Here is a 21,418-nt window from a genome sequence, read left to right as displayed (position 1 = left end):
ACCTGCGGCTGGCCTGCCTGCGGGTCATGCGTACGGTAGGTCGGATTAGCGCAGCGTAATCCGACGCTCACGGCGCCCGGTCAGGCGTCGGGCGTCCTCCGTCGGGTTACGCCTACGGCTAACCCGACCTACGGGTACAGCGTTACACCTGCGGCTGGCCTGACCTGCGGGTCATGCGTACGGTAGGTCGGATTAGCGCAGCGTAATCCGACGCTCACGGCGTCCGGTCGGGCGTCGGGCGTCCTCCGTCGGGTTACGCCTACGGCTAACCCGACCTACGGGTACAGCGTTACACCTGCGGCTGGCCTGATTGTGGGCAGCGCGGTAGGTCGGATTAGCGCAGCGTAATCCGACGCTCACGGCGCCCGGTCAGGCCTCGGACGTCCGCCGTCGGGTTACGCCTACGGCTAACCCGACCTACGGGTACAGCGTTACACCTGCGGCTGGCCTGCCTGCGGGTCATGCGTACGGTAGGTCGGATTAGCGCAGCGTAATCCGACGCTCACGGCGCCCGGTCGGGCCTCGGACGTCCGCCGTCGGGTTACGCCTACGGCTAACCCGACCTACGGGTACAGCGTTACGCCTGCGGCTAACCCGACCTACGGGTACAGCGTTACGCCTGCGGCTGGCCTGTTGTGGGCAGCGGATCACAGCCCGATGTGGCACTGCAGCAGCTCCGGCTGCGCCTTCAGGGCAGCGCTGCCACCGTCGTACACCACCTCGCCCTTGACCATGATCATGCTGCGATCGGTCAGCTCCAGCAGGACGTTGACGTTCTTGTCCACCACCAGGGTGGCGATGCCGCTGGCCTTGATCAGCCGGATCACGTCCCAGATCTCCTTGCGGATCAGCGGTGCCAGGCCCTCGGTGGCCTCGTCGAGGATCATCAGCGCCGGGTTGGTCATCAGCGCACGGCCGATGGCCACCATCTGCTGCTCACCGCCGGACAGGTTGCCGGTGAGGTGCGAGATGCGCTCGGCCAGTCGGGGAAAGGTGGTCAGGACTCGCTCCAGATCCCATTCCTGCCGCCCGTCCGGACCGGGCCGGGCCGCCATCAGCAGGCTTTCACGCACACTCAGGTTGGGGAACATGCCCCGCCCTTCCGGCACGTAACCGATTCCGCTGCGAATGATCTGGTGCGTCGCCGATCGCCCCCGCGGCTGTCCGAAGATACTGATCTCGCCCTGGCGGGCCGGGGTCAGGCCCAGCAGCGAGCGGATGGTGGTGGTCTTGCCCATGCCGTTGCGGCCCATCAGCGCCAGGGTCTCGCCCGGACGGATGCAAAAATCGACGCCGTGCAGAACGTGGCTGTTGCCGTAATAGGTGTGCAAGCCACGGGCTTCGATCAGCGGCGTGGCAGGTTGGATCGCGATGTTCATCAGTATTGCTCCTCGCCGTCGCCGAGATACGCCTGCTGCACGGCCGGGTTGTTGCGCACTTGGTCCACAGGGCCGCTGGCCAGCACTTCACCATTGACCATCACGGTCAATGTGGAGGCGATGCTGAACACCGCGTCCATGTCATGCTCCACCAGCACCAGCGCATAGTCCCGAGACAGCCGACCGAGCAGCTCGACGACCCGTCCGGACTCTTCGCGGCCCATCCCGGCCATCGGCTCGTCCAGCAGCAGGAACACCGGCTCGGTCGCCAGTACCATGCCAATCTCCAGCTGGCGCTGCTCGCCGTAGCTCAGGGCGTCGGCGCGGGTATGGGCATGGCGACTGAGCCCGCAAAGCTCCAGCCCCTTCTCGGCCCGCTCGCGCACCTCGGGGTAGCGCTCGCTGCGGCGGAAGAAGCGGAACGAGTTCTTCATCCGCGACTGGGCCGCCAGCCAGCAATTCTCCAGGCAACTGAAGGTGGGAAAGATGTTGGTGCGCTGGAAGCTGCGGCCGATGCCCAGGTGAGAGATACGGTTGGGCTCCAGGCCAGTGATGTCCTTGCCCTGGAACAGGACCCGGCCGGCGCAGGGCCGCAACTGGCCCGACAGCAGGTTGACCATGGTGCTCTTGCCGGCCCCGTTGGGCCCGATGATGGCGTGGATCTCGCACGGATTGACACGCAGCGAGACGTCCTTCACCGCCGCCAGTCCGCCGAACGTCTTGCTCAGGCCTTGGGTTTCCAGTACGGGAATCATGGGTTCACCTCCCCTTTCAACGTGGCGCCTGGCAAGGGTGAGGCGGCCTTGGCGGGCGCCTTCTTCCGATCGAGCAGGCGAATCAGCAGCCCGGCGATGCCGCTCGGCAGCAGCAGCACCATGGCGATCACCACCAGGCCCATGGGCAGCTCCCAGTGGGGCGTCAGGCTGGCGAACAGGTGATGCAGTCCTTCGAAGGCAAAGGCCCCGAAAATGGCGCCGAACAGGCTGCCCATGCCGCCGAGGATGACCATTACCAGTACATGGGCCGACAGCTTCCAGCCCACCTGGTCGGGGCTGACGAAGCCGTACTGGGTGGCCGCCAGCATGCCGGCGTAGCCGGCAATGGTGCCGGAGATGACGAAGACCACGAGTTTGTAGAACGTCGGGTTGTAGCCCAGGGCACGGACCCGCACTTCGTTCACCTTGATCCCCAGCAGCACCTTGCCGAAAGGCGCCTTCAGGAAGGTGCGCAACAGCAGGTAGATGCCCACCAGGGAGCCGAGCACCACGTAATAAAGCGTGTTGCGGTTTTCCAGATCCAGCAGCTGCATGCCGCCGATGCTGACGTCCGGCTTCATGAACAGAAACGCCCCGTCGGAGCCGCCGGCGAACGCCGAATCATGGAACAGGTAGAACAGCATCTGCGAGAAGGCGATGGTCACCATGATGAAGAAGATGCCCGAGGTGCGGATGATCAGCAGCCCCATCAGCAGGGCCGTCGCGGCGCTGATCGCCAGGCATACCGGCAGGGCCAGCCAGATGCTCACCGCCTCGAACTCGGGCGAGATCAGCACCAGGCTGTAGCCGGCCAGCCCGAAGAACGCCGCCTGGGCCAGGCTGACCATGCCGGTGACGCCCACCAGCAGGTCCAGGCTGAGGGCGACGATGGCAAGGATGAGGATGTAGGTGATCTGCTGCAGGTAGAAGTCCTGCCGGTCGCCGAACAGCGATTCCCCCACCAGGGGAAACAGCAGCATCAGCGCGAGCAGGCCCAGCAGCAGGTACTGGATGGGGCGAGGGACGTGATGCATGAGTCGATACCTCTCAGGAAGGGGTCAGGCGAACAGCCCGCGGGGCTTGAACAGCAGCACCACGGCCATCAGCAGGTAGATCGCCATGCCGGCGTATTCCGGCACCAGTACCGCGCCCCAGGTGGCGGTCAGGCCCACCAGCAGCGCACCGAAGAAGGCGCCGCGCACCGAACCCAGCCCGCCGATCACCACCACCACGAAGGCGATGATCAGCACCTGGTTGCCCATTCCCGGATATACCGAGGACACCGGTGCCGCGATCATCCCGGCAAAGGCGGTCAGCGCCGCGCCGGCAGCGAACACCAGGGTGTAGATGGCGTTGATGTTGATCCCCAGGCCCTGGACCATCTCCCGGTTGCTGGCGCCGCCGCGAATGATGATGCCCAGCCGGGTCCGCTGCAGGACCAGGTACAGCCCCAGGGCCACCGCCAGGCACACCGCCGAGACGAACAGCCGGTACACCGGGTATTCCAGGTTGTCGGTGAGGCTGATGGAGCCGGACAGGATCTCCGGGATCGGCACGCTGTGCACGTCGTTGCCCCAGACGATGCTGCGCAGGGAGTCGAGGACCAGGATCAGGCCGAAGGTCATCAACACCTGGTCCAGGTGATCTCGCTTGTACAGCGCCCGGATCAGGCAGCGCTCGATCACCACGCCGAGCAGCGCGGCGATCGGCAGCGCCAGCAGGATGGCCAGGAACAGGTTGCCCACCTGTGCGGTGAGCCAGAACGCGAGGTAGGCGCCGACCATGTACAGGGCGCCGTGGGCGAGGTTGATGATGTGCATGATGCCGAAGATCAGCGTCAGGCCGCTGGCGATCAGGAACAGCAGCAGGCCGTACTGCACACCGTTCAGGGTCTGAATCAGAACAGTCGAGAAATCCATCTGGCGTACCGGGTCGGAGGGGTACGGATCCGCTGGCGCTTCGCCTGGGCGACGCGCCAGCGGGGCGGGCTCAAGGCATCTTGCAACCGGTGGCCGGATCGGCCAGCGCCTCGGCGGCGGTACTCACCACCACGTTGGTGCCGTCGCGGACCTCGCGCAGATAGATGTTCTGCACGGGATTCTGCGCCTTGGAGAAGCTCCACTCCCCTCGCGGGCTGTCGATCTTCGCCTGGGCCATGGCGGCGAGCCAGGCGTCGCGGTCACGGGTATTGCCGCCCACCTGCTCCAGCGACTGGGCCAGCAGCAGCCCGGCGTCGTAGCCCTGCACCGCATAGATGTCCGCCTCCTTGCCGAACTTCTGCCGGTACTCGCTGCGAAAGCTGTTGTTCTGCGGGGTGTCGAGGCTGTCGGCGTAGTGCAGCGTGGTCAGTACGCCTTCGGCGGCGGCGCCCTGCGCCAGCAGCGTGCCCTCGGTGAGAAAGCCGGAGCCGAGCAGCGGAATGCGGCCCTGCAGCCCCGCCGCGGCATAGTCCTGGACGAACTTGGCGGCGCCACCGCCGGCAAAGAAGACGAATACCGCATCAGGCCTGGCCGCGGCGATCTCGGTCAGCTGCGACTGGAATTCCACGTCCGGAAAGGCCACGTAGATTTCCTTGCTGACCTTGCCGCCCGCTTCCTCGAAGCCCTGCTTGAAGCCCTCCACCGACTCGGTGCCGAAACCGTAGCGCCAGGCGACGGTGACCACATTCTTGTAGCCCCGCTCGGCAGCCACCTTGCCCATGGGGTAGGCGGTCTGCCAGGACGTGAACGAGGTGCGGAAGATGTTGGGCGCGCACAGCGGCCCGGTGGCGGCGTTGAACCCTGCGTTGGTGATGATCAGCGGCACCCCGCTCTGCCGGGCAACCTTCACCGCAGCCATGCCGACCCCGGAATGCACCGGGCCGATCACCACGTCGACCTTGGCCCCGGAGATCAGCTTCTGCATGTTCTGCACGGCCTTGCCGGCATTGGCCTCGCTGTCCACGGTGACGATCTGCACGGGGCGTCCGCCCAATTGCCCGCCCTTCTGCTCGATCGCCAGGTTCATGCCGTTGGTGATCGCCTCGCCCAGGGCGGCGTAGGTGCCGGTGTAGGGCAGCAGCATGCCGACCTTGACCGGCTCCTGGGCCTGGGCGGTACCCATCAGTGCGGCAACCGCACCGAGGGCCAGGGCCAGCGGCTTGAGTTGGGAAAGAATCGGATGTGCCGGGACCAGCTTGTTGTTCTTGTTCATGGTGTACTCCGGAGCCTCGGGGCCCGCTTGTTGGTATGCATGCAAGGGTCGAACGGGTCAGGTGCCTAGAGCAGCTGCCAGGTGTAGTTGAAGATCAGCCGGTTCTCATCAATGTCGGTGCGGTAGTTGGAGCGCGCCGTGACGTTGCGCACACGGATGTTGAGGTTCTTCAGCGGGCCGTTCTGGACGGTGTATCCGACGTCCAGGTCGCGTTCCCAGTCGCGTCCTTCGTAGCGCGGACCGCCGCGGTTGGTGGCCTGCACATCGACGTTGTCACCACGGATGTAGCGCACCCCGGCGATCAGGCCAGGCACGCCGAGGGCGGCGAAGTTGTAGTCGTAGCGGGCTTGCCAGGAGCGCTGATCGGCGGAAGCGAACTCGAAGGTAGGCACCTCGTTGCCCAAGGGCGAGACATTGGCGAAGACTCGCGGGAAGGCGGTATCGCCGAACATCGCCTGGTAGCCGAGATATACCGTATGGCCGCCGTACTGGGCCGATAGCAGCGAGAACAGGGCCTGGTTGTCCACCCGGCCGATCAGGCTGTCGCCGTCGTCGCGCGAATCGTAGAAACCGATGTTGGCGCTCAGTGCCCAGTCCTCGCCTATCGGTTCGACGTGCTTGAAGCTGACGAAGCGCTGGTTGTACAGATCCTCCAGCTGGGCGTACCAGACGCCTGCGGTGGTGCGCCCGTTGCCGAAGGCGTAGTCGGCCCCGGCGTAGTTGAAGCGGTCGCTGGAGGCGGCGCGTTGCGGCAGATGGCCGAGCATGGCGAGCATTCGGTCATCACCCGCCTCGTTGCGCAGGCTGGTGGAGCGCAGTTGGCCACCCTGCAGGGTCAGCCCCTCGATCTCCCGGGACAGGATGCTGGCGCCCTGGTAGGTGGGCGGCAGCAGGCGGATGTCACTGTGGACCAGTACCGGCAGGCTGGGCACCAGCTCGCCAACCCGCAGTTCAGTGCCTGACACCCGCGCCTTCAGCGCAGCGCCCAGGCGGCTGTACTCGTCTGCCGCCCGACCATCGGAGCCGGTGGGCAGCAGGCCCGTGTTGACCCGGTCCGGGCTGCTGTCGAGCTTGATGCCCAGCTGGCCGATCACATCGACACCCAAACCGACGGTACCGGCGGTATAGCCGGAGCGAAAATCCAGGCGAAAGCCCTGGGCCCACTCCTCTGCCTTGGATTGCTGGTTGGGGCCGACGATGTCGGAGAAATCCCGGCTGAAGTAGTAGTTGCGTGCCTGCAAGGTTGCGCTGGCACCTTCGATGAAGCCCTCTTGGGCAACGGCCGCGGACAGCGGCGCCAGGGCCGCGATGGACAGGGCCAGACGAGAAATGGAGCAAGGTCTTTTCATGGTTACGTCTCTTTTGTTGTTGTTCTGTATTGCCGCAAGGGGCACCGTCGGCCGGTGCCGGTCGATCAAGGTTCAGGGGGTGGGCTGCTCCTGTTTCGGGCGGGCCGGCATCCCGGCGGGTACCGGGGTCTTTTTCAGGTTGAGCAGCAGGTGCGCCGCGATGCCGAAGACCAGCCCCCAGAACGCCGCGGACAGGCCGAGAAAGGACATGCCCGAGGCGGTCACCAGAAAGGTGATCAGCGCGGCCTCGCGGTCGGCCGGGACCGCCATGGCGCCGGCCAGCGCCCCGCCGATAGCGGCGAGCAGCGCCAGCCCCGCCAGCGCCGCGACCAGCGCCGCCGGGAAGGCCATGAACAGCGAGACCAGGGTGGCGCCGAACAGCCCCAGCAGCAGGTAGAACACGCCGCCGGAAACGCCGGCGATGTAGCGTCGCGAGGGGTCTTCGTGCGCGGCCTTGCCGGTACAGATCGCCGCGGTGATCGCCGCCAGGTTCAGCCCGTGGCAACCGAACGGCGCCAGCACCAGGCTGCCCAGCGCACTGCTGCTGAGCAGCGGGCTGGCCGGGGTCTGGTAGCCGTCGTTGCGCAGCACCGCCATGCCCGGCACGAACTGCCCGGTCAGCGCCACCACCATCAGCGGAAAGGCCACATTGAGGATCACCGGCAGGCTGAACTCGGGGGTGATCCATACCGGCGCCGCCAGGCCGATCACCAGCGCCTCGCTGCGCACCTCGCCGGTGGCGATCACGATGACGACCCCCACCACCAGCACCGCCAGCACCGCGTAGCGCGGCAGCAGCCGCTTGCACAGCAGGTAGGCGCCCAGCATCGCCAGCACCAGCCAGGGCGCGTCCTTCAGAGAGACGAACAACCCGGTGCCGAAGCGAAACAGGATGCCGGCCAGCATCGCCGCGGCAATCGCCGCGGGCAGCCGGCGGATGATCCGGTCGAAGGCTCCGGACAGCCCCACCAGCAGCATGACCAGGCTCGACACCAGGTAGGCACCGACCGCCTGGTTCAGGCTGATCTCCGGCAGCAGGGTCACCAGCAGGGCCGAACCCGGCGCCGACCAGGCGATCACGATCGGCACCCGGTAGCGCAGGCTGAGCAGGATGCCCAGCACGCCGCTGCCGATGGAAATGGTCCAGATCCAGGACGACAGCACGTCGTGGGGCAGATCGGCGGCCCGCGCCGCCTGGAAGATGATCACCAGCGGACCGGCGTAGGAAATCACCGTGGCGATGAATCCGGCGACGGCCGCCGACAGCGAGAAGTCTCTTATCAGTGCTTTCATACCGCCTCGCAAGACCTGGCGTTCCGTGACGGGATCCGGACCGCTCGTGTTCTGAGTGCTGCGGCCTCGCCGGCACCAGCCTGGCGGGGCCGCAGAGGGCGGAGCCTGGCTCCGCCCGTGACCCGGTCAGCCGGAATCAGCTCTCGGTGCCGGCCAGGCGCGTATTGGCTGCCGTGGCCAGGCCATGGCGGGTGGAGAAGATCACCATGGCGATGGCGGCGACCGCTCCGGGAATCGCGAAGGCGATGAAGTTGAGCTGCAGCGGCAGGTTGATCGCCATCAGCGCCCCGCCCAGCAGCGGCCCGACGATGGCGCCGTTGCGACCGATACCCGAGGCCCAGCCCAGGCCGGTGGAACGGATGTTGAGGCCGTAGAACTGCGCGGCGCAGGCGTACAGCAGGATCTGCGTGCCGATGGTGGTGGCCCCGGCGATGGCGATCAGCAGGTACAGCACCGGCATCGGACTGTTGAAGCCCAGCAGGGTGATGGACGCCGTCGCCGCCAGGAAGAAGCCCACCACCACCCGCGGCAGGTTGTAGCGATCCCCCAGCCAGCCGCCACCGATGGCGCCAACGATGCCGCCGAAATTCAGCGCCAGCAGGAACGACAGGCTCGAGCCCAGGCTGTAGCCGGCGTTGGCCATCAGCTTGGGCAGCCAGGAGCCCAGCGCGTAGACCATCAACAAGCAGCTGAAGAACGCCAGCCAGAGCATCAGCGTGCGCAGGGCACGGCCCTCGCGGAACAGCTCCAGCACGCTGGCGCCCTTGCCGGCAGCAGCTGGTTCGGCCAGGGTCAGGCGCACGTCAGCGCCGAGATCCTGGCTTGGATCGATCCGCTTGAGAATCGCCCGCGCCTTGTCGGTCTTGCCCTGGCGCACCAGGAAGCCCACCGATTCGGGCAGGTACCAGAGAATCAGCGGCAACAGCAGCAGCGGTATCACGGCGGCAAAGAACATCGACTCCCAACCGAAGCGCGGCAGCATGTAGATGCCGATGCCGGCCGAGAGCATGCCGCCCAGGGAGTAGCCGCTGAACATCACCGCCACCAGGGTGCTGCGCAGCTTCTTTGGCGCGTACTCGTTCATCAGCGCCACCACGTTGGGCATCAGCCCGCCGATGCCGAGACCGGCCAGAAAGCGGCAGACGCCAAACTCGGTGGGGTTACGGGCGAAGCCGTTGAGCACGGTAAAGCCGCTGAACAGCACGAAGCAGATGGCAATGCCCTTCTTGCGCCCGATCCGGTCCGCCAGCGGGCCGAAGATCAGCGCGCCGAACATCATCCCGAACAGCGCATAGCTGCCCAGGGCGCCGGCTTCCATGGGGGTCAGCGACCATTCCTGCATCAGCACCGGCAGCACCACGCCGTAGATGAACAGGTCATAGCCGTCGAATACCAGCAGCAGCGCGCACCAGCACATCACCATCCAGTGAAAGCGGCTGAAGCGCGCGTTGTCGATGATCTGGTGGACATCAGTGGTTCGCATGGCAAGTCTCTCTTGTAGTTATCCAAACCTGTCTCGCGGGTGCAGCGGCGGGCGCTCTAGCCGAGATCGCCGCCGCCCACCGGCAGGGTCACGCCGGTGATGTAGGACGCCTCGTCGGACGCCAGGAACAGGATCGCCCCCACCTGCTCGTCGAGAGTGCCGTAACGCTTCATCAGCGAACTGTCGATCGTCTGGTCGACGATCTGCTGGTACCAGACTTTTTCCTGTTCACTCTGCTCGCTGGCGTTGCGGGGGATGCGCCGTGGCGGCGCTTCGGTTCCGCCCGGTGCGGTGGCGTTGACCCGCACGCCGCGCTGGGCGGTCTCGAAGGCGAGGCAGGCGGTCAGCGCGTTGACGCCGCCCTTGGCCGCGCCGTAGGGCACCCGGTTCACCCCCCGGGTGGCGATGGAGGACACGTTGACGATGCTGCCACTGCCCTGCTCGAGCATCTGCGGCAGCGCGGCGTGGCAGCACCACAGGGTCGGGAACAGCGAGCGGCGCACCTCGGCCTCGATCTCGGCCTCCTGGTAATGCTCGAACGGCTTGGCCCAGATGGTGCCGCCGACGTTGTTGACCAGGATGTCCAGCCGGCCGAAGCGCTCGACGGCAGCGCGCATGACCCGCTGGCAGTCGTCGTGCCGCTCCAGATCGGCGGTCAGCGCATGCACGGCCTCCCCCAGCGCCTCGGCCAGTTCATGGACCAGTTCGGAGCGGTCTACCGCCACCACCCTGGCCCCCTCTTCCACCAGGCACTCGGCGACGCGACGGCCAATACCCTGGGCGGCTCCGGTAACCACCGCCACCTTGTCTGCAAAACGTGCTGCTCGCATGGGGACTCCTCAGGCCGGGGCCGTTTCGTCGACAGTGATCACCTGCGTCGGGGTGAATTTCTCATAGTGGAAATTGCGCGGCACCACGCCTTGCTGGTCGAAATGCCGGCGCACCGCGTCCACCATCGGCGGCGGGCCGCAGAGATACACGTCGACATCGCCGTCGTTGAGCATGTCGGCAGTCATGTGGCCGGTGACATAACCGGTACGCGGGTGCGCCGAGTCGGGGTCTGCCACGCAGGTTTGAAAGCTGAAACCAGGCAGGCGCGAGGCAACGGCTTCCAGGCGGTCCACCAGGACCAGGTCCTGGTCACGGGTGACGCCATAGATCAGCCTGATCGGCTGCTCGCAGCCGCGCTCGGCCAGCACCTCGAGCATCGAGAGGAAGGGTGCCAGCCCGGTTCCGCCGGCGAGCATCAGCAGCGGGCGGGTCACCTCGCGCAGGTAGAAGCTGCCCAGCGGGCCGGTGAATTCCAGCGATTCGCCGGCCTGGGCGCGGTCCAGGTAGCCGCTCATCAGCCCGCCCGGCACACGCTTGATCAGAAAGCCGAAGCGCGCTGCACCCGGCGCGGAGCTGAACGAGTAGGCCCGGGTCTGACCGCTGCCCGGCACGCCGATGTTGACGTACTGCCCCGGCAGGAAGCTGGGCGGGGTAGCCCCGGACAGGGTCTCGAAGCTCACTTCAAGGGCAGCGTCCTGATGCGGGGTGACCGCCGCCAGCCGCGCCTCGAAGCGGGCGATACCGGTCTTGCACAGCGTCGAGGGGACCGGCACCGCGACCACGCAATCGGAGGCAGGCACCATCTGGCAGGTGAGCACCTGACCCCGGGCCGCCTCGTCTTCGCTGAGGGCGTCTTCGATGTAGTCATCACCCATCTCGTACTCGCCGCCCTCACAGCGGCACTTGCAGGTGCCGCAGACGCCGTCCGAGCAGTCCATCGGCAGGTTGATGCGGTTGCGGAATGCGGCGTCCAGCACGGTCTCGTTCGGCTTGCAGTCGATGAACCGGGTAACACCGTCTTCGAAGTTCAGGGCAATGGTGTAATGCATGCGAGTACCTCAGCGGGGCGGGCCGGTGCTGGCCCGTCCCCCTGCACCGTCCCCGTGAAGCCTCACGGCGGTTCGCTGCAAGGGGCCGCAACCCCACTCAAAAGTGATAGATATCAATCACCTGGTGGATGTAGTCGTTCTTCAGCAGGACCTTCTTGCGGGTGATCAGGGGCTGTTCGCCACGCACATCGAGGGTGTAGAAGGAAGTGCCGAAGTACACATCGGTAGTCTTGTAGCGGTGGCTCAGGGTCTGCCAGTTGAAGCGCAACTCCAGCACCTCGGCGTCCTGCCGGAGGATTTCCAGGTTGCTGATCATGTGCGCGGTGCGCGGCTCGGGGGTGCTGGCGCTGGAGCGTTCGGTCTTGATGCGGAACACCCGGTCTTCCAGCCCCTGGCGGTTGGGGTAGTAGACCAGCGAGATTTCCCGCTGGGGATCCTCGGTGGGGCGATCATCGTCGTCCCACGCCGGCATCCACAGCACTGCGCCGGAGGAGTAGCACTCCAGCCACTCGTCCCACTGGCGGTCGTCCAGCAGGCGCGCTTCGCGATACACGAAAGCCGCCACTTCGGTCTGGGACAGGCTCATGCCGCCACCTCCTTGTCGGTGCCGATCAGCTTGGCGCGCTCGTCCTCGACGCCTTTTTTCAGCGCCTCTGCCCAGAAGGCGTGCTGGCGCACGAACAGCCCTTCGTCTTCGGTCTTGTGGCCGCTGAGCAGGGGCTTCATGCCCATCGCCGCGGCGTTGTCGTCGGCCCCTTCGATCCAGTGGGTGGCCCCGCGGCTGAGGTCGTTCCACTCATCCTTGGCGCCGGCGTAGCCGGTCTGACAGGCGCGAAACTCTTCCAGGTCATCGGGCGTTCCCATGCCGCTGACGTTGAAGAAGTCCTCGTACTGGCGGATGCGGGTGGCGCGAGCCTGGGCGCTTTCGCCCTTCGGCGCGAAGCAGTAGATGGTGACTTCGGTCTTGTCCACCGCCAGCGGCCGGATGATGCGGATCTGGGTGGAGAACTGGTCCATGAGGTAAACGTTGGGGTACAGGCACAGGTTACGGGTCTGGCCGACGATGATGTCCGCCCGGGTCTCGCCGAACCGCGCAGCCAGCTCGTCACGGTGGGCGAAGATCGGCCGCACTTCCGGGTTGAGCAGCTTGGTCCAGAGCAGGATGTGGCCATGGTCGTAGGCATAGAAGCCACCGACGCTCTTGGACCAGCCATTGGCGTCCACGGTGCGGGTGCCTTCGGCTTCGTAGTTGCGCCGCTGCATGGTGGCCGAGTAGTTCCAGTGCACCGAGCTGACGTGATAGCCATCGGCACCGTTTTCCGTCTGCAGCTTCCAGTTGCCGTCGAAGTGGTAGGTGGAGCTGCCTCGCAGCACTTCGATGCCTTCGGGCGCCTGGTCGACGATCTGGTCGATGATCACCCGGGTTTCACCCAGGTAGTCCTCAAGGCTCGGCACCTCGGCCTTCAGGCTGCCGAACAGGAAGCCACGGTAGCTTTCGAAGCGCGCAATCCGCTTCAGGTCGTGGGAGCCATTGGTGTCGAAGCTCTCCGGGTAACCGCCGGTCTTGCCGTCCTTCACCTTCAGCAGCTTGCCGGCGTTGGAGAAGGTCCAGCCATGGAACGGGCAGGTAAAGGAACCCTTGTTGCCTTGCTTGCGCCGGCAGAGCGTGGCGCCACGGTGGGCACAGGCGTTGATCAACCCGTGCAGGGTGCCCTGCTTGTCCCGGGTGATCACCACCGGCTGGCGGCCGATGTGGGTGGCGAAGTAGTCGTTGGGCTCGGGAATCTGGCTCTCATGGGCCAGAAATACCCAGCCGCCCTCGAAGAGGTGCTTCATCTCGAGCTCGAACAGCTCGGGGTCGGTGAAGATATCCCGACGGCAGCGGAAGATGCCCTTGGCAGGGTCTTCCTGTACCGCGTCGGTCAGTTGCCGCGCAAGGCGATCGAGTGTGCCGGTCATGGGTCTGGCCCTCCGTTTGTTCTTGTATCAGGCAGGGTCAGACTAGGCTTCGGCCCCTTGGGGCAATATCCGATTACTGCGTGCCGCTATCCATCTACTGCGGGTCTGCCCGGCGGGCCGGCGCGCAGGCGCAACCCCAGCCGGATCGGCCAGGGGCAAGGGCATCGCGGAGTGGAGACGGCGCGGCGAGTGCTGCGCCGGAACCGGTGCAGGAGGCACCGTCAGTGGTGCGCGCCAGGCAGCGCGCCCGGGCCGCTCATTCGCCGCGGCGGAAGGTTTCCGAGGGCAGTTCGCCGAACTGGCGGCGGTAGCATTCCGAGAAGCGCCCGAGGTGGAGAAAGCCGAAATCCAGCGCCACTTCCGTCACGCTGCGCGGCGGGCGGATGCGATCCAGCAGGCGGCTATGGATGCGCTCGAGCTTGCGCTGGCGGATGTACTCTTTTGGCGAAAGGCCGACATGCCGCTCGAACAGCGCGTAGAGGGTCCGCTCGCTGACCCGCGCTACCTGCAACAGCTCCTTCAGCCCGATGTCCTGGGTGAGGTGCTCGTCGATGTACTGGGCGACCTGATCGAACGAGCTGGGCCGCGCATCGCTGGCGGCGCGCTCGACGTTGTTGTCCAGCAGGCTGAGCAGCTTGCTGGCGACGATGCGGGCGTAATGCTCCTGCACCTGAGGCAGCGAGGCGGCCGTCTCGGCCTCCTCGCAAATCAGCGCCAACAGCGCCAGAAAGCCGTCCAGCGAACGGGCATCATGAGTGCTGGAGGCAAAGCGGATGCCGCCCTCGGGCAGTACCCAGCGTTGTTCCAGGCAGGTGCTTTCGAACAGGCTGACCGGCAGCTTGACGATGAATTTCTCGCAGTCTTCCGAGTAGGTCAGGTCCACTGGATCGTCCGGGTTGATCAACAGCATCTCGCCCGGCGTGTAGTAGAGCTCTTCGCCACGGAACTGGGAACGGCAATGTCCGCGCAGCAGGACCTGCAGGTGGTAGATGGTTTCGAGGGCCGGCGAGGTGACCCGCACGCTGCCACCATAACTGAGGCGGCACAGATCGAGGCTGGCGAACTTGCGATGGTTGATGCTCGCTTCGGGGCTGCCAGCCTTGGGCAAGCGAATGCAATGCGCGCCGACATGTTGGTTGACGTACCCAGACACCGCATAAGGGTCGGCACGCTCGAACACGCGGCTGCGGTCGCTAAGCAGACTACATTCCATCTTCAGGCCTCTTTGTTTTTATAGTCGGGGCCGCCTGGGCGGCACGCTGGGGCCAACCGAGTGTAGCCTAATCCCGAGTATTTCGGTCAGCCAGACAGACGTCTATACCTACACGCCTCCCAGCGTCGATGCAGCGATGCCCGGGCTCATTGGCCCGGGCATCGGCGTCTCCGCAAGCGCCCGGCGATCAGGCCTCCAGGGCCCGCTTGCGCTCGCGGCGCTGCTGTTCCCGCGCCTCGTCGCTCGGCGGCAGGGTGAAGTCGAAGGTAAGCTCGGCAAAGCGTCCTTCCACGCCGCGGGCCTTGGCCTGCTCGGCATCGTCGATGAAGCGGATCTCGGCGATCAGCTCGTCACGGGTGGCGTAGGCGAAGTCGTCGTGCAGGTACTTCTCGCCCGCCAGGTTGATCTGGGTCGTCAGGTGACGATGGCCCTCTGCCGAGATGAAGAAGTGGATGTGGGCCGGACGCTGACCGTGGCGGCCGATCTGGTCGAGCAACTGCTGGGTCGGGCCGTCCGGCGGGCAGCCGTAGCCCGACGGCACGATGCTGCGGAAGCGGTAGCGGCCTTCGGCATCGGTCTGGATGCGGCGGCGCAGGTTGAACTCGGACTGGGACGGGTCGAAGTAGGAGTAGGTGCCGTTGGTATTGGCGTGCCAGACATCGACCATGGCGTTCGCCAGCGGCGCGCCATCGGTGCCGAATACCCGGCCTTCCATGAACATCACGGTAGCATCGTCGGTGCCGTCGTCCAGCCGCGCCTCATGCTGGCAGAGCGGCGCGCCAGCGACATAGAGCGGGCCTTCGATGGTACGCGGGGTGCCGCCGGCGCGGCCTGCCTGCTCGTCCTCGGCATCCATCAGCAGGTCGAGGTAGTGCTCCAGGCCCAGGCCGGCCACCAGCAGCCCGGCTTCCTGGCGCGAACCCAGTTCGTTGAGGTAGTTGACTGCCTTCCAGAACTCCTCCGGAGTGACCTGCAGGTCCTCGATGATCTTGACGGCATCGTTCAGCACCCGGTGGACCACCGTCTTCATCCGGCTGTTGCCCAGGTCGTTGTCGAAACCGCTGGCGTTTTCAAAGAACTTCTGCACTTCAGCGGTATGGGAGATACGTACGGTCATGGCTTATTCCTCATATTGTTGTTGTCAATCAGGACGGCACTTCAGGTATCGCTTATCAACGGTCATCGTCATGGATGGACGAGGGATGACGGCACATCGCCATCACCTCGATATCCATGTAGGGATACAACGGCAGCTGCATCAGAGTGTCGTGCAGGGCCTGGGCATCGGGCACATCGAAAATACTCACATTGGCGTACAGCCCGGCGATGCGCCACAGATGGCGCCAGGTGCCTTCCTGCTGCAGCTGCTGGGCCAGCGCCTTCTCTTCAGCCTTGAGCGATGCCGCCTGTTCGGCAGGCATGTCGGTCGGCAGTTTCACGGTCATGCGGACATGGAACAGCATGGGTCACCTTCTCAGTCACGGCGGAAATGGGCCAGTCTCTCTTCGTCCAGCGTCACGCCTACGCCCGGAGCGTTCGGAATCAGCAGCTGGAAATCGCGATACACGGGGCCTTCGACGAGAATATCCTCAGTCAGCAGCAGCGGACCGAACAACTCGGTATGCCACTCCAGCTTCGGCAGCGTGGCGAACGCATGGGCGGCGGCCAAGGTACCCAGCCCGCCTTCGAGCATGGTCCCGCCGTAGAGCCCGATGCCGGCCGCTTCGGCAATCGCAGCCGTACGCAGGACAGCACGTGGCCCGCCCGTCTTGGCGATCTTCAGGGCGAACACCGGCGCGGCACTGGCGCGGGCGAGGCGGAATCCATCTTCGACCGACTCGATGGCCTCGTCGGCCATCACCGGAACCGGACTGCGAGCACTGACCCGCGCCAGGGCCCGTTCGTCATGGCGCGGGATCGGCTGTTCGATCAGTTCGACCCCCGCGTCGCCCAGTTGCTGGCAGGCGCGCAGGGCGACCGCCTCGCTCCAGGCCTGGTTGACGTCGACCCGCACGCTGGCCCGGTCGCCCAGGGCGCGCTTGATGGCGGCGACATGGGCGATGTCCCTGGCCGGCTCGCCCGCGCCGATCTTCAGCTTGAAGTGACGGTGCCGGCGCAGGTCGAGCATGCGCTCGGCCTCTTCCACATCCTTGTCGGTGTCGCCGCTGGCCAGGGTCCAGGCGACTTCCAGGCCGTCATGCAGGCGCCCGCCCAGCAGCTCCGCCAGGGGCAGGCCGAGACGCTTGGCCTGGGCATCGAGCAGCGCCGTGTCCAGGGCCGAGCGAGCGAAGGTATTGCCACGCACATGGCGCTCGATGCGCTGCATCGCTGCATTGATATTGCTGGCGTCCTGCCCGACCAGCAGGGGCGCGAAATAGGTGTCGATGTTGGTCTTGATGCTCTCCGGACTTTCGCCCGCATAGGCCAGTCCGCCGATGGTGGTGGCCTCGCCGATACCTTCGATGCCATCGCTGCAGCGCAACCGCAGGATGACCAGGGTCTGGCGCTGCATGGTGTGCATGGCCAGCTTGTGGGGGCGAATGGTCGGCAGGTCGACGATGAGGGTTTCGAGACTCTCGATCAGAGGCTGGCTCATATGACCTTCCTCGGCGAACAGTCGAACCCGGCAGCGGAACGCTGACAGACAAGGACGCATGGATGCATCGGGTATCCCTCAGGTGTTTTTCTTGTGTAGCCGAAGATTGACCCTACGAAATGCACGGGTCCAATATTGATTCGGTCTCGAACAATACCTAGGAGGTATCGTGGAACTGCGCCACTTGCGTTACTTCCGCGTGCTCGCGGAAACCCTCAACTTCACCCGCGCCGCGGAACAGCTGCATATCGCCCAGCCGCCGCTGAGCCGGCAGATCCAGCAACTGGAAGACGAACTGGGCGTCGCCCTGGTGGAGCGCGGCCGACCGCTGAAACTTACCGAAGCCGGGCGCTTCTTCCACGAGCATTCGGTGCAGCTGCTCGAGCAACTGGCGCGAGTGTGCGAGGACACCCGCCGGCTGGCCGAGCACCAGAAGCGCTGGCTGGGCATCGGCTTCGCGCCCTCGACACTGTATGGCGCGCTGCCGGAACTGATCCGCCAGTTGCGCCGCGAGGGCAGCCTGGAGCTGGGGCTGTCGGAGCTGATCACTCTGCAACAAGTGGAGGCGCTGAAGAGTGGGCGCATCGACATCGGCTTCGGGCGTATCCGCATCGAGGACCCGGCGGTGATCCAGGAAGTGATCCGGGAAGACCCGCTGGTGGCCGCCCTCCCCGTCGGCCACCCCCTGCTGGCCGGGCCGGCGACGCTCGCCCAGTTGGCCGGCGAGCCTTTCGTGCTCTACCCCGGCGCGCCGCGACCGAGCTATGCCGACCATGTGCTGGCGCTGTTCGCCCGCCGGAACCTGAAGATCCGGGTGGCGCAGATGGCCAACGAGATGCAGACTGCCATCGGCCTGGTGGCGGCCGGCGTCGGCATCACCCTGGTGCCAGCCTCGGTGCAGCGCATGCACCGCGACGACATCGCCTACACCCCGCTCGCAGATGTCGAGGCGACATCACCCATCGTGGTGAGCTACCGGGCCGGAGACGAATCCACCCTGGTTCGTCGCTGCCTGGCGCTGGTGAGAAGCCTGCAGGCCTCGTCCCAGGGTCGATCCCGATAATGAAAAACCCTCCGGCGCCGTGCGCGCGGAGGGTTTTTGGGCGACGAAATGGCGGCTGTCAGTAGCCGCCCTGCCCCGGCACCCAGTTGGTGCCAGCCAAGGGCACACGCGCCATGGCAGCTGACTCGACGGTGAGGGCTACCAGGTCCTCGGGATCAAGGTTGTGCAGATGGGACTTGCCGCAGGCGCGGGCCATGGTCTGGGCTTCCAGCACCAGCACTCGCAGATAGTTGGCCAGCCGGCGGCCGCCCTCCACCGGGTCCAGGCGCTTGGAAAGCTCCGGATCCTGGGTGGTGATGCCGGCCGGGTCGCGGCCGTTCTGCCAGTCGTCGTAGTAGCCGGCGGCCGAGCCGATCTTCTTCAGTTCCCCGTCCAGCCGCGGGTGGTTGTCGCCAAGCGCGATCAGCGCGGCGGTGCCGATGGCCACGGCATCGGCGCCCATGGCCATGGCCTTGGCCACGTCGGCGCCGGTGCGGATGCCGCCGGAAACGATCAGTTGCACCTTGCGATGCATGTCCATCTCCTGCAGCGCCTGCACGGCCTGCGGGATGGCGCAAAGGATCGGGATGCCCACGTGCTCGATGAAGACTTCCTGGGTTGCCGCGGTGCCGCCCTGCATGCCGTCCAGCACGATCACATCGGCGCCGGCCTTCACCGCCAGCTTGACGTCATAGTAAGGGCGACTGGCGCCGATCTTCACGTAGATGGGTTTTTCCCAGTCGGTGATCTCGCGGATCTCGGCGATCTTGATCGCCAGGTCGTCCGGTCCGGTCCAGTCCGGGTGGCGGCAGGCGCTGCGCTGGTCGACACCGATCGGCAGGGTGCGCATGCCGGCGACCCGCTCAGTGACCTTCATGCCCAAGAGCATGCCGCCGCCGCCCGGCTTGGCGCCCTGGCCGAGGACGATCTCGATGGCGTCGGCCTTGCGCAGGTCGTCGGGGTTCATGCCATAGCGCGACGGCAGGTACTGGTAGACCAGGTGCTTGGACTGGCCGCGCTCCTCCGGGGTCATGCCGCCGTCGCCGGTGGTGGTGCTGGTGCCGGCGATGCTCGCGCCACGGCCGAGGGCTTCCTTGGCCTGGGCGGACAGCGCGCCGAAGCTCATGCCGGCGATGGTCACCGGAATGGCCAGGTGGATCGGCTTCTTGGCGAAGCGGGTGCCGAGCACCACGTCGGTGCCGCATTTTTCCCGGTAGCCTTCCAGCGGGTAGCGGGACATGGAGGCGCCGAGCAGCAGCAAGTCGTCGAAGTGCGGGACCTTGCGCTTGGTGCCACCGCCGCGGATGTCGTAGATGCCGGTCTCGGCGGCGCGCTGGATTTCCTGGATGGTCAGGCGATCGAAAGTGGCGGACTCGCGCAGCACCGGTGGATGTTCGTTGCTCATGGGGAGCTCCTCGAAATGGAATCGGTTCTGTCAGTACGCCGAGGCGTTATCGACCTTGAAGTTGTAGAGCTGGCGAGCCGAGCCGTAGCGCTTGAAGGCTTTCGGATCTTCATCGAAGCCGGCGCGGTTGAGCAGTTCAGCCAGCTCCTCTAGGTGCTCGGCGCGCATTTCCTTTTCGATGCAGTCCGAGCCCAGCGACTTGACCGTGCCCTTCACATAGATGCGGGTCTCGTAGAGCGAGTCGCCCAGCGCGTCTCCGGCATCGCCGCAGGCCACCAGCCGCCCGGCCTGGCCCATGAAGCAGCTCATGTGGCCGATGTTGCCGCCGACCACGATGTCCACACCTTTCATGGAAATGCCACAGCGCGCGCCGGCGTCGCCCTCGATCACCAGCAACCCGCCATGGGCGGTGGCGCCCGCCGACTGCGAAGCGCTGCCCTTGACCCGTACCGAGCCGGACATCATGTTTTCCGCAACGCCCACGCCCACGTTGCCGTGCACGGTGACGCTGGCCTTCTGGTTCATCCCGGCGCAGTAATACCCGGCGTGCCCGTCGATCTCGACGGTCAGCGCTTCGTTCAGGCCGACGGCCAGGTTGTGCTTGCCGTCCGAATGGGTGATCACCCACTCGCGCTCGGTCAGATCCTTGGCTTGGTCATGCAGGGCTTGGTTGAGGTCGCGCACGGTGGATTCGGTGAGATTTACGGTTTTCATGCTTTTTCAAACTCCAATGCTTGAGAATCGTCTATAGCCGTCGCGAGCGCGTCGAGAGCAAGGAAGGACCGGAGCGAAAGGCGAGGCAGTACTCGACTACGCCGAGTCTTCGCGAGGACCTACGCTGCGATCGGGGCGCGCAGCAGGCTGTAGGACTCACCTATGCGCGTTCCCAGATGTACATGGTGGCCGGCTCCGGCTCCCAGACCTTGGCCTTTTCGATCCCCGGCAGGCTTGCCAGCGCCTGGTACTCCGAGGCCATGGCCACGTAGTCGTCGGTCTCGGCGAGGATGGCCGGCTTGCAGGCGATCGGGTCGCGGATCACCGCAAAGCCGTCGCGGGTACCGATGGCAAAGGTGAAGAAGCCATCGAGATCCTCGAGGGAGTGGTCCAGCGCCTCCTTCAGGCTGTCGCCCTGCTGCAGGCGCCAGGTGAGATAACCGGCCGCCACTTCGGTGTCGTTCTCGGTCTCGAATGCGATGCCGTGGCGCTTGAGTTCCTGACGCAGGCGAAAGTGATTGGACAGCGAACCGTTGTGCACCAGGCAGAGGTCGGCACCGGTGGAAAACGGGTGGCTGCCTTCCATGGTCACGGCCGATTCGGTGGCCATGCGGGTGTGGCCGATGATGTGGCTGCCCTTCATCTGCTTCAGGCCGAAGCGCTCGGAAATTTCCTTTGGCAGCCCCATGCCCTTGAGAATCTCGATGCTCTGCCCGGCGCTCATGATGCGCACGCTCGGCGCCAGCTCCTTGATCACCGCACGCACATCGGTTTCGGCGGCGTTGGTCTTGAGGACCGCCGCCGTGGCGTTCTCGAACCAGTCCAGCGAGCAGCCCAGGCGCCCTTCCAGTTCGTCCATCAGCGCCTTGTAATCGAAGGCCTTCTCGCCTGCGACCGACTCGGTAGCCTGCAGGGTCAGCTTGACCCAGCCCTCGGCAGCCTCATCACCGTAAATGGCGAAGCCGGCACTGTCCGGCCCGCGATCGGTCATGGCCTCGAGCATCGGCTCGAACAGTTCACCGAGCCGGGATTCCAGCGCGGGGTTCTTCAGGTAGAGACCCACGATTCCACACATATGAGCAGTCCTCACTTCGTTCGGGAGCTTCAAGCTGCAAGCTTCAAGCTGTCGTTGCATTGCCGGCCTCTGCTGCGCCCGCT

General features: G+C 65.7%; 20 protein-coding genes. 1 reads left to right on the top strand and 19 read right to left on the bottom strand.

The genetic code is table 11. From position 1 onward, the window contains the following. Positions 1–647: 647 nt before the first annotated feature. The 16 genes from ACFOMF_RS16985 to ACFOMF_RS16910 all read right to left on the bottom strand — a co-directional run bounded on the left by ACFOMF_RS16985 (position 648) and on the right by ACFOMF_RS16910 (position 17,099). Positions 648–1,379 carry an ABC transporter ATP-binding protein gene (locus tag ACFOMF_RS16985; protein ID WP_386367096.1) on the bottom strand — a complete coding sequence of 244 codons (732 nt, stop codon included), beginning with the start codon at positions 1,377–1,379 and terminating at the stop codon, positions 648–650. Then, complete coding sequence (locus tag ACFOMF_RS16980) at positions 1,379–2,134, bottom strand: ABC transporter ATP-binding protein (RefSeq protein WP_386367094.1); 756 nt, start codon at positions 2,132–2,134, stop codon at positions 1,379–1,381. Before ACFOMF_RS16980 ends, ACFOMF_RS16985 begins: the two co-directional genes overlap by 1 nt. After that, positions 2,131–3,168: a branched-chain amino acid ABC transporter permease gene (locus tag ACFOMF_RS16975; protein WP_386367092.1), complete on the bottom strand. Its 1,038-nt coding sequence runs from the start codon at positions 3,166–3,168 to the stop codon at positions 2,131–2,133. The genes ACFOMF_RS16980 and ACFOMF_RS16975 overlap by 4 nt, the downstream gene beginning before the upstream one ends. Positions 3,169–3,192: 24 nt before the next feature. Next, positions 3,193–4,053 (bottom strand): branched-chain amino acid ABC transporter permease, encoded by an 861-nt coding sequence (locus tag ACFOMF_RS16970; RefSeq protein WP_386367090.1) that lies wholly within the window; start codon positions 4,051–4,053, stop codon positions 3,193–3,195. Positions 4,054–4,123: 70 nt separating this feature from the next. Further along, the gene (locus ACFOMF_RS16965) at positions 4,124–5,326 is read right to left on the bottom strand and encodes an ABC transporter substrate-binding protein (protein ID WP_386367088.1); all 1,203 of its coding nucleotides are present in this window, start codon (positions 5,324–5,326) and stop codon (positions 4,124–4,126) included. 65 nt (positions 5,327–5,391) lie between these two features. Next, a complete protein-coding gene (locus ACFOMF_RS16960; RefSeq protein ID WP_386367086.1) occupies positions 5,392–6,675 on the bottom strand; it encodes an OprD family porin in 1,284 nt (427 codons plus the stop codon). A 72-nt stretch (positions 6,676–6,747) separates the two neighbouring features. Next, on the bottom strand, positions 6,748–7,968 hold the full coding sequence (locus ACFOMF_RS16955; protein WP_386367084.1) for a benzoate/H(+) symporter BenE family transporter: 1,221 nt from the start codon (positions 7,966–7,968) through the stop codon (positions 6,748–6,750). Between the two features lie 136 nt (positions 7,969–8,104). Beyond that, on the bottom strand, positions 8,105–9,451 hold the full coding sequence (locus ACFOMF_RS16950) for an MFS transporter (RefSeq protein ID WP_386367082.1): 1,347 nt from the start codon (positions 9,449–9,451) through the stop codon (positions 8,105–8,107). 56 nt (positions 9,452–9,507) lie between these two features. Continuing rightward, positions 9,508–10,281, bottom strand: coding sequence for a 1,6-dihydroxycyclohexa-2,4-diene-1-carboxylate dehydrogenase (locus ACFOMF_RS16945; protein ID WP_386367080.1), 774 nt, complete (start codon positions 10,279–10,281; stop codon positions 9,508–9,510). Between the two features lie 9 nt (positions 10,282–10,290). Beyond that, positions 10,291–11,331 carry a benzoate 1,2-dioxygenase electron transfer component BenC gene (gene benC / locus ACFOMF_RS16940; RefSeq protein ID WP_386367077.1) on the bottom strand — a complete coding sequence of 347 codons (1,041 nt, stop codon included), beginning with the start codon at positions 11,329–11,331 and terminating at the stop codon, positions 10,291–10,293. A 97-nt stretch (positions 11,332–11,428) separates the two neighbouring features. Continuing rightward, on the bottom strand, positions 11,429–11,917 hold the full coding sequence (gene benB, locus ACFOMF_RS16935) for a benzoate 1,2-dioxygenase small subunit (RefSeq protein ID WP_386367075.1): 489 nt from the start codon (positions 11,915–11,917) through the stop codon (positions 11,429–11,431). After that, positions 11,914–13,290, bottom strand: a complete 1,377-nt coding sequence (locus tag ACFOMF_RS16930) for a Rieske 2Fe-2S domain-containing protein (protein ID WP_386367072.1) — start codon at positions 13,288–13,290, stop codon at positions 11,914–11,916. The genes benB and ACFOMF_RS16930 overlap by 4 nt, the downstream gene beginning before the upstream one ends. 256 nt (positions 13,291–13,546) lie before the next feature. Next, complete coding sequence (locus ACFOMF_RS16925; RefSeq protein WP_386367070.1) at positions 13,547–14,503, bottom strand: AraC family transcriptional regulator; 957 nt, start codon at positions 14,501–14,503, stop codon at positions 13,547–13,549. A 187-nt stretch (positions 14,504–14,690) separates the two neighbouring features. Continuing rightward, entirely contained in the window at positions 14,691–15,620 is a 930-nt protein-coding gene (gene catA, locus ACFOMF_RS16920) for a catechol 1,2-dioxygenase (RefSeq protein ID WP_386367068.1), read from the bottom strand. Positions 15,621–15,675: 55 nt separating this feature from the next. Next, entirely contained in the window at positions 15,676–15,966 is a 291-nt protein-coding gene (gene catC / locus ACFOMF_RS16915; protein ID WP_386367066.1) for a muconolactone Delta-isomerase, read from the bottom strand. 11 nt (positions 15,967–15,977) lie between these two features. Then, entirely contained in the window at positions 15,978–17,099 is a 1,122-nt protein-coding gene (locus tag ACFOMF_RS16910) for a muconate/chloromuconate family cycloisomerase (RefSeq protein ID WP_386367064.1), read from the bottom strand. A gap of 169 nt (positions 17,100–17,268) precedes the next feature. Here ACFOMF_RS16910 and ACFOMF_RS16905 point away from each other — a divergent pair, with 169 nt between their 5' ends. Next, a complete protein-coding gene (locus tag ACFOMF_RS16905; RefSeq protein ID WP_386367062.1) occupies positions 17,269–18,162 on the top strand; it encodes a LysR family transcriptional regulator in 894 nt (297 codons plus the stop codon). A gap of 58 nt (positions 18,163–18,220) precedes the next feature. On the opposite strand, the gene ACFOMF_RS16900 is transcribed toward ACFOMF_RS16905, so the two are convergent. The 3 genes from ACFOMF_RS16900 to ACFOMF_RS16890 form a co-directional block, all read right to left on the bottom strand. After that, positions 18,221–19,546 (bottom strand): FMN-binding glutamate synthase family protein, encoded by a 1,326-nt coding sequence (locus tag ACFOMF_RS16900; RefSeq protein ID WP_386367060.1) that lies wholly within the window; start codon positions 19,544–19,546, stop codon positions 18,221–18,223. Positions 19,547–19,576: 30 nt separating this feature from the next. Continuing rightward, positions 19,577–20,260, bottom strand: a complete 684-nt coding sequence (locus ACFOMF_RS16895; RefSeq protein WP_386367058.1) for a GltB/FmdC/FwdC-like GXGXG domain-containing protein — start codon at positions 20,258–20,260, stop codon at positions 19,577–19,579. Between the two features lie 160 nt (positions 20,261–20,420). Continuing rightward, positions 20,421–21,335 carry a class II glutamine amidotransferase gene (locus ACFOMF_RS16890; protein ID WP_386367056.1) on the bottom strand — a complete coding sequence of 305 codons (915 nt, stop codon included), beginning with the start codon at positions 21,333–21,335 and terminating at the stop codon, positions 20,421–20,423. Positions 21,336–21,418: the final 83 nt, after the last annotated feature.

It is taken from the genome of Stutzerimonas tarimensis (genome assembly GCF_042648805.1).
In the GTDB taxonomy this organism is placed as follows: domain Bacteria; phylum Pseudomonadota; class Gammaproteobacteria; order Pseudomonadales; family Pseudomonadaceae; genus Azomonas; species Azomonas tarimensis.
The sequence above is the reverse complement of the archived record's forward strand: the minus strand, read 5'-3'. Positions and strand labels throughout refer to the sequence as shown.

Coding starts and splice junctions, on each gene's coding strand:
- ACFOMF_RS16985 (WP_386367096.1), bottom strand. CDS start 1,379: ATGAACATCGCGATCCAACCTGCCACGCCGCTGATCGAAGCCCGTGGC.
- ACFOMF_RS16980 (WP_386367094.1), bottom strand. CDS start 2,134: ATGATTCCCGTACTGGAAACCCAAGGCCTGAGCAAGACGTTCGGCGGA.
- ACFOMF_RS16975 (WP_386367092.1), bottom strand. CDS start 3,168: ATGCATCACGTCCCTCGCCCCATCCAGTACCTGCTGCTGGGCCTGCTC.
- ACFOMF_RS16970 (WP_386367090.1), bottom strand. CDS start 4,053: ATGGATTTCTCGACTGTTCTGATTCAGACCCTGAACGGTGTGCAGTAC.
- ACFOMF_RS16965 (WP_386367088.1), bottom strand. CDS start 5,326: ATGAACAAGAACAACAAGCTGGTCCCGGCACATCCGATTCTTTCCCAA.
- ACFOMF_RS16960 (WP_386367086.1), bottom strand. CDS start 6,675: ATGAAAAGACCTTGCTCCATTTCTCGTCTGGCCCTGTCCATCGCGGCC.
- ACFOMF_RS16955 (WP_386367084.1), bottom strand. CDS start 7,968: ATGAAAGCACTGATAAGAGACTTCTCGCTGTCGGCGGCCGTCGCCGGA.
- ACFOMF_RS16950 (WP_386367082.1), bottom strand. CDS start 9,451: ATGCGAACCACTGATGTCCACCAGATCATCGACAACGCGCGCTTCAGC.
- ACFOMF_RS16945 (WP_386367080.1), bottom strand. CDS start 10,281: ATGCGAGCAGCACGTTTTGCAGACAAGGTGGCGGTGGTTACCGGAGCC.
- benC (WP_386367077.1), bottom strand. CDS start 11,331: ATGCATTACACCATTGCCCTGAACTTCGAAGACGGTGTTACCCGGTTC.
- benB (WP_386367075.1), bottom strand. CDS start 11,917: ATGAGCCTGTCCCAGACCGAAGTGGCGGCTTTCGTGTATCGCGAAGCG.
- ACFOMF_RS16930 (WP_386367072.1), bottom strand. CDS start 13,290: ATGACCGGCACACTCGATCGCCTTGCGCGGCAACTGACCGACGCGGTA.
- ACFOMF_RS16925 (WP_386367070.1), bottom strand. CDS start 14,503: ATGGAATGTAGTCTGCTTAGCGACCGCAGCCGCGTGTTCGAGCGTGCC.
- catA (WP_386367068.1), bottom strand. CDS start 15,620: ATGACCGTACGTATCTCCCATACCGCTGAAGTGCAGAAGTTCTTTGAA.
- catC (WP_386367066.1), bottom strand. CDS start 15,966: ATGCTGTTCCATGTCCGCATGACCGTGAAACTGCCGACCGACATGCCT.
- ACFOMF_RS16910 (WP_386367064.1), bottom strand. CDS start 17,099: ATGAGCCAGCCTCTGATCGAGAGTCTCGAAACCCTCATCGTCGACCTG.
- ACFOMF_RS16900 (WP_386367060.1), bottom strand. CDS start 19,546: ATGAGCAACGAACATCCACCGGTGCTGCGCGAGTCCGCCACTTTCGAT.
- ACFOMF_RS16895 (WP_386367058.1), bottom strand. CDS start 20,260: ATGAAAACCGTAAATCTCACCGAATCCACCGTGCGCGACCTCAACCAA.
- ACFOMF_RS16890 (WP_386367056.1), bottom strand. CDS start 21,335: ATGTGTGGAATCGTGGGTCTCTACCTGAAGAACCCCGCGCTGGAATCC.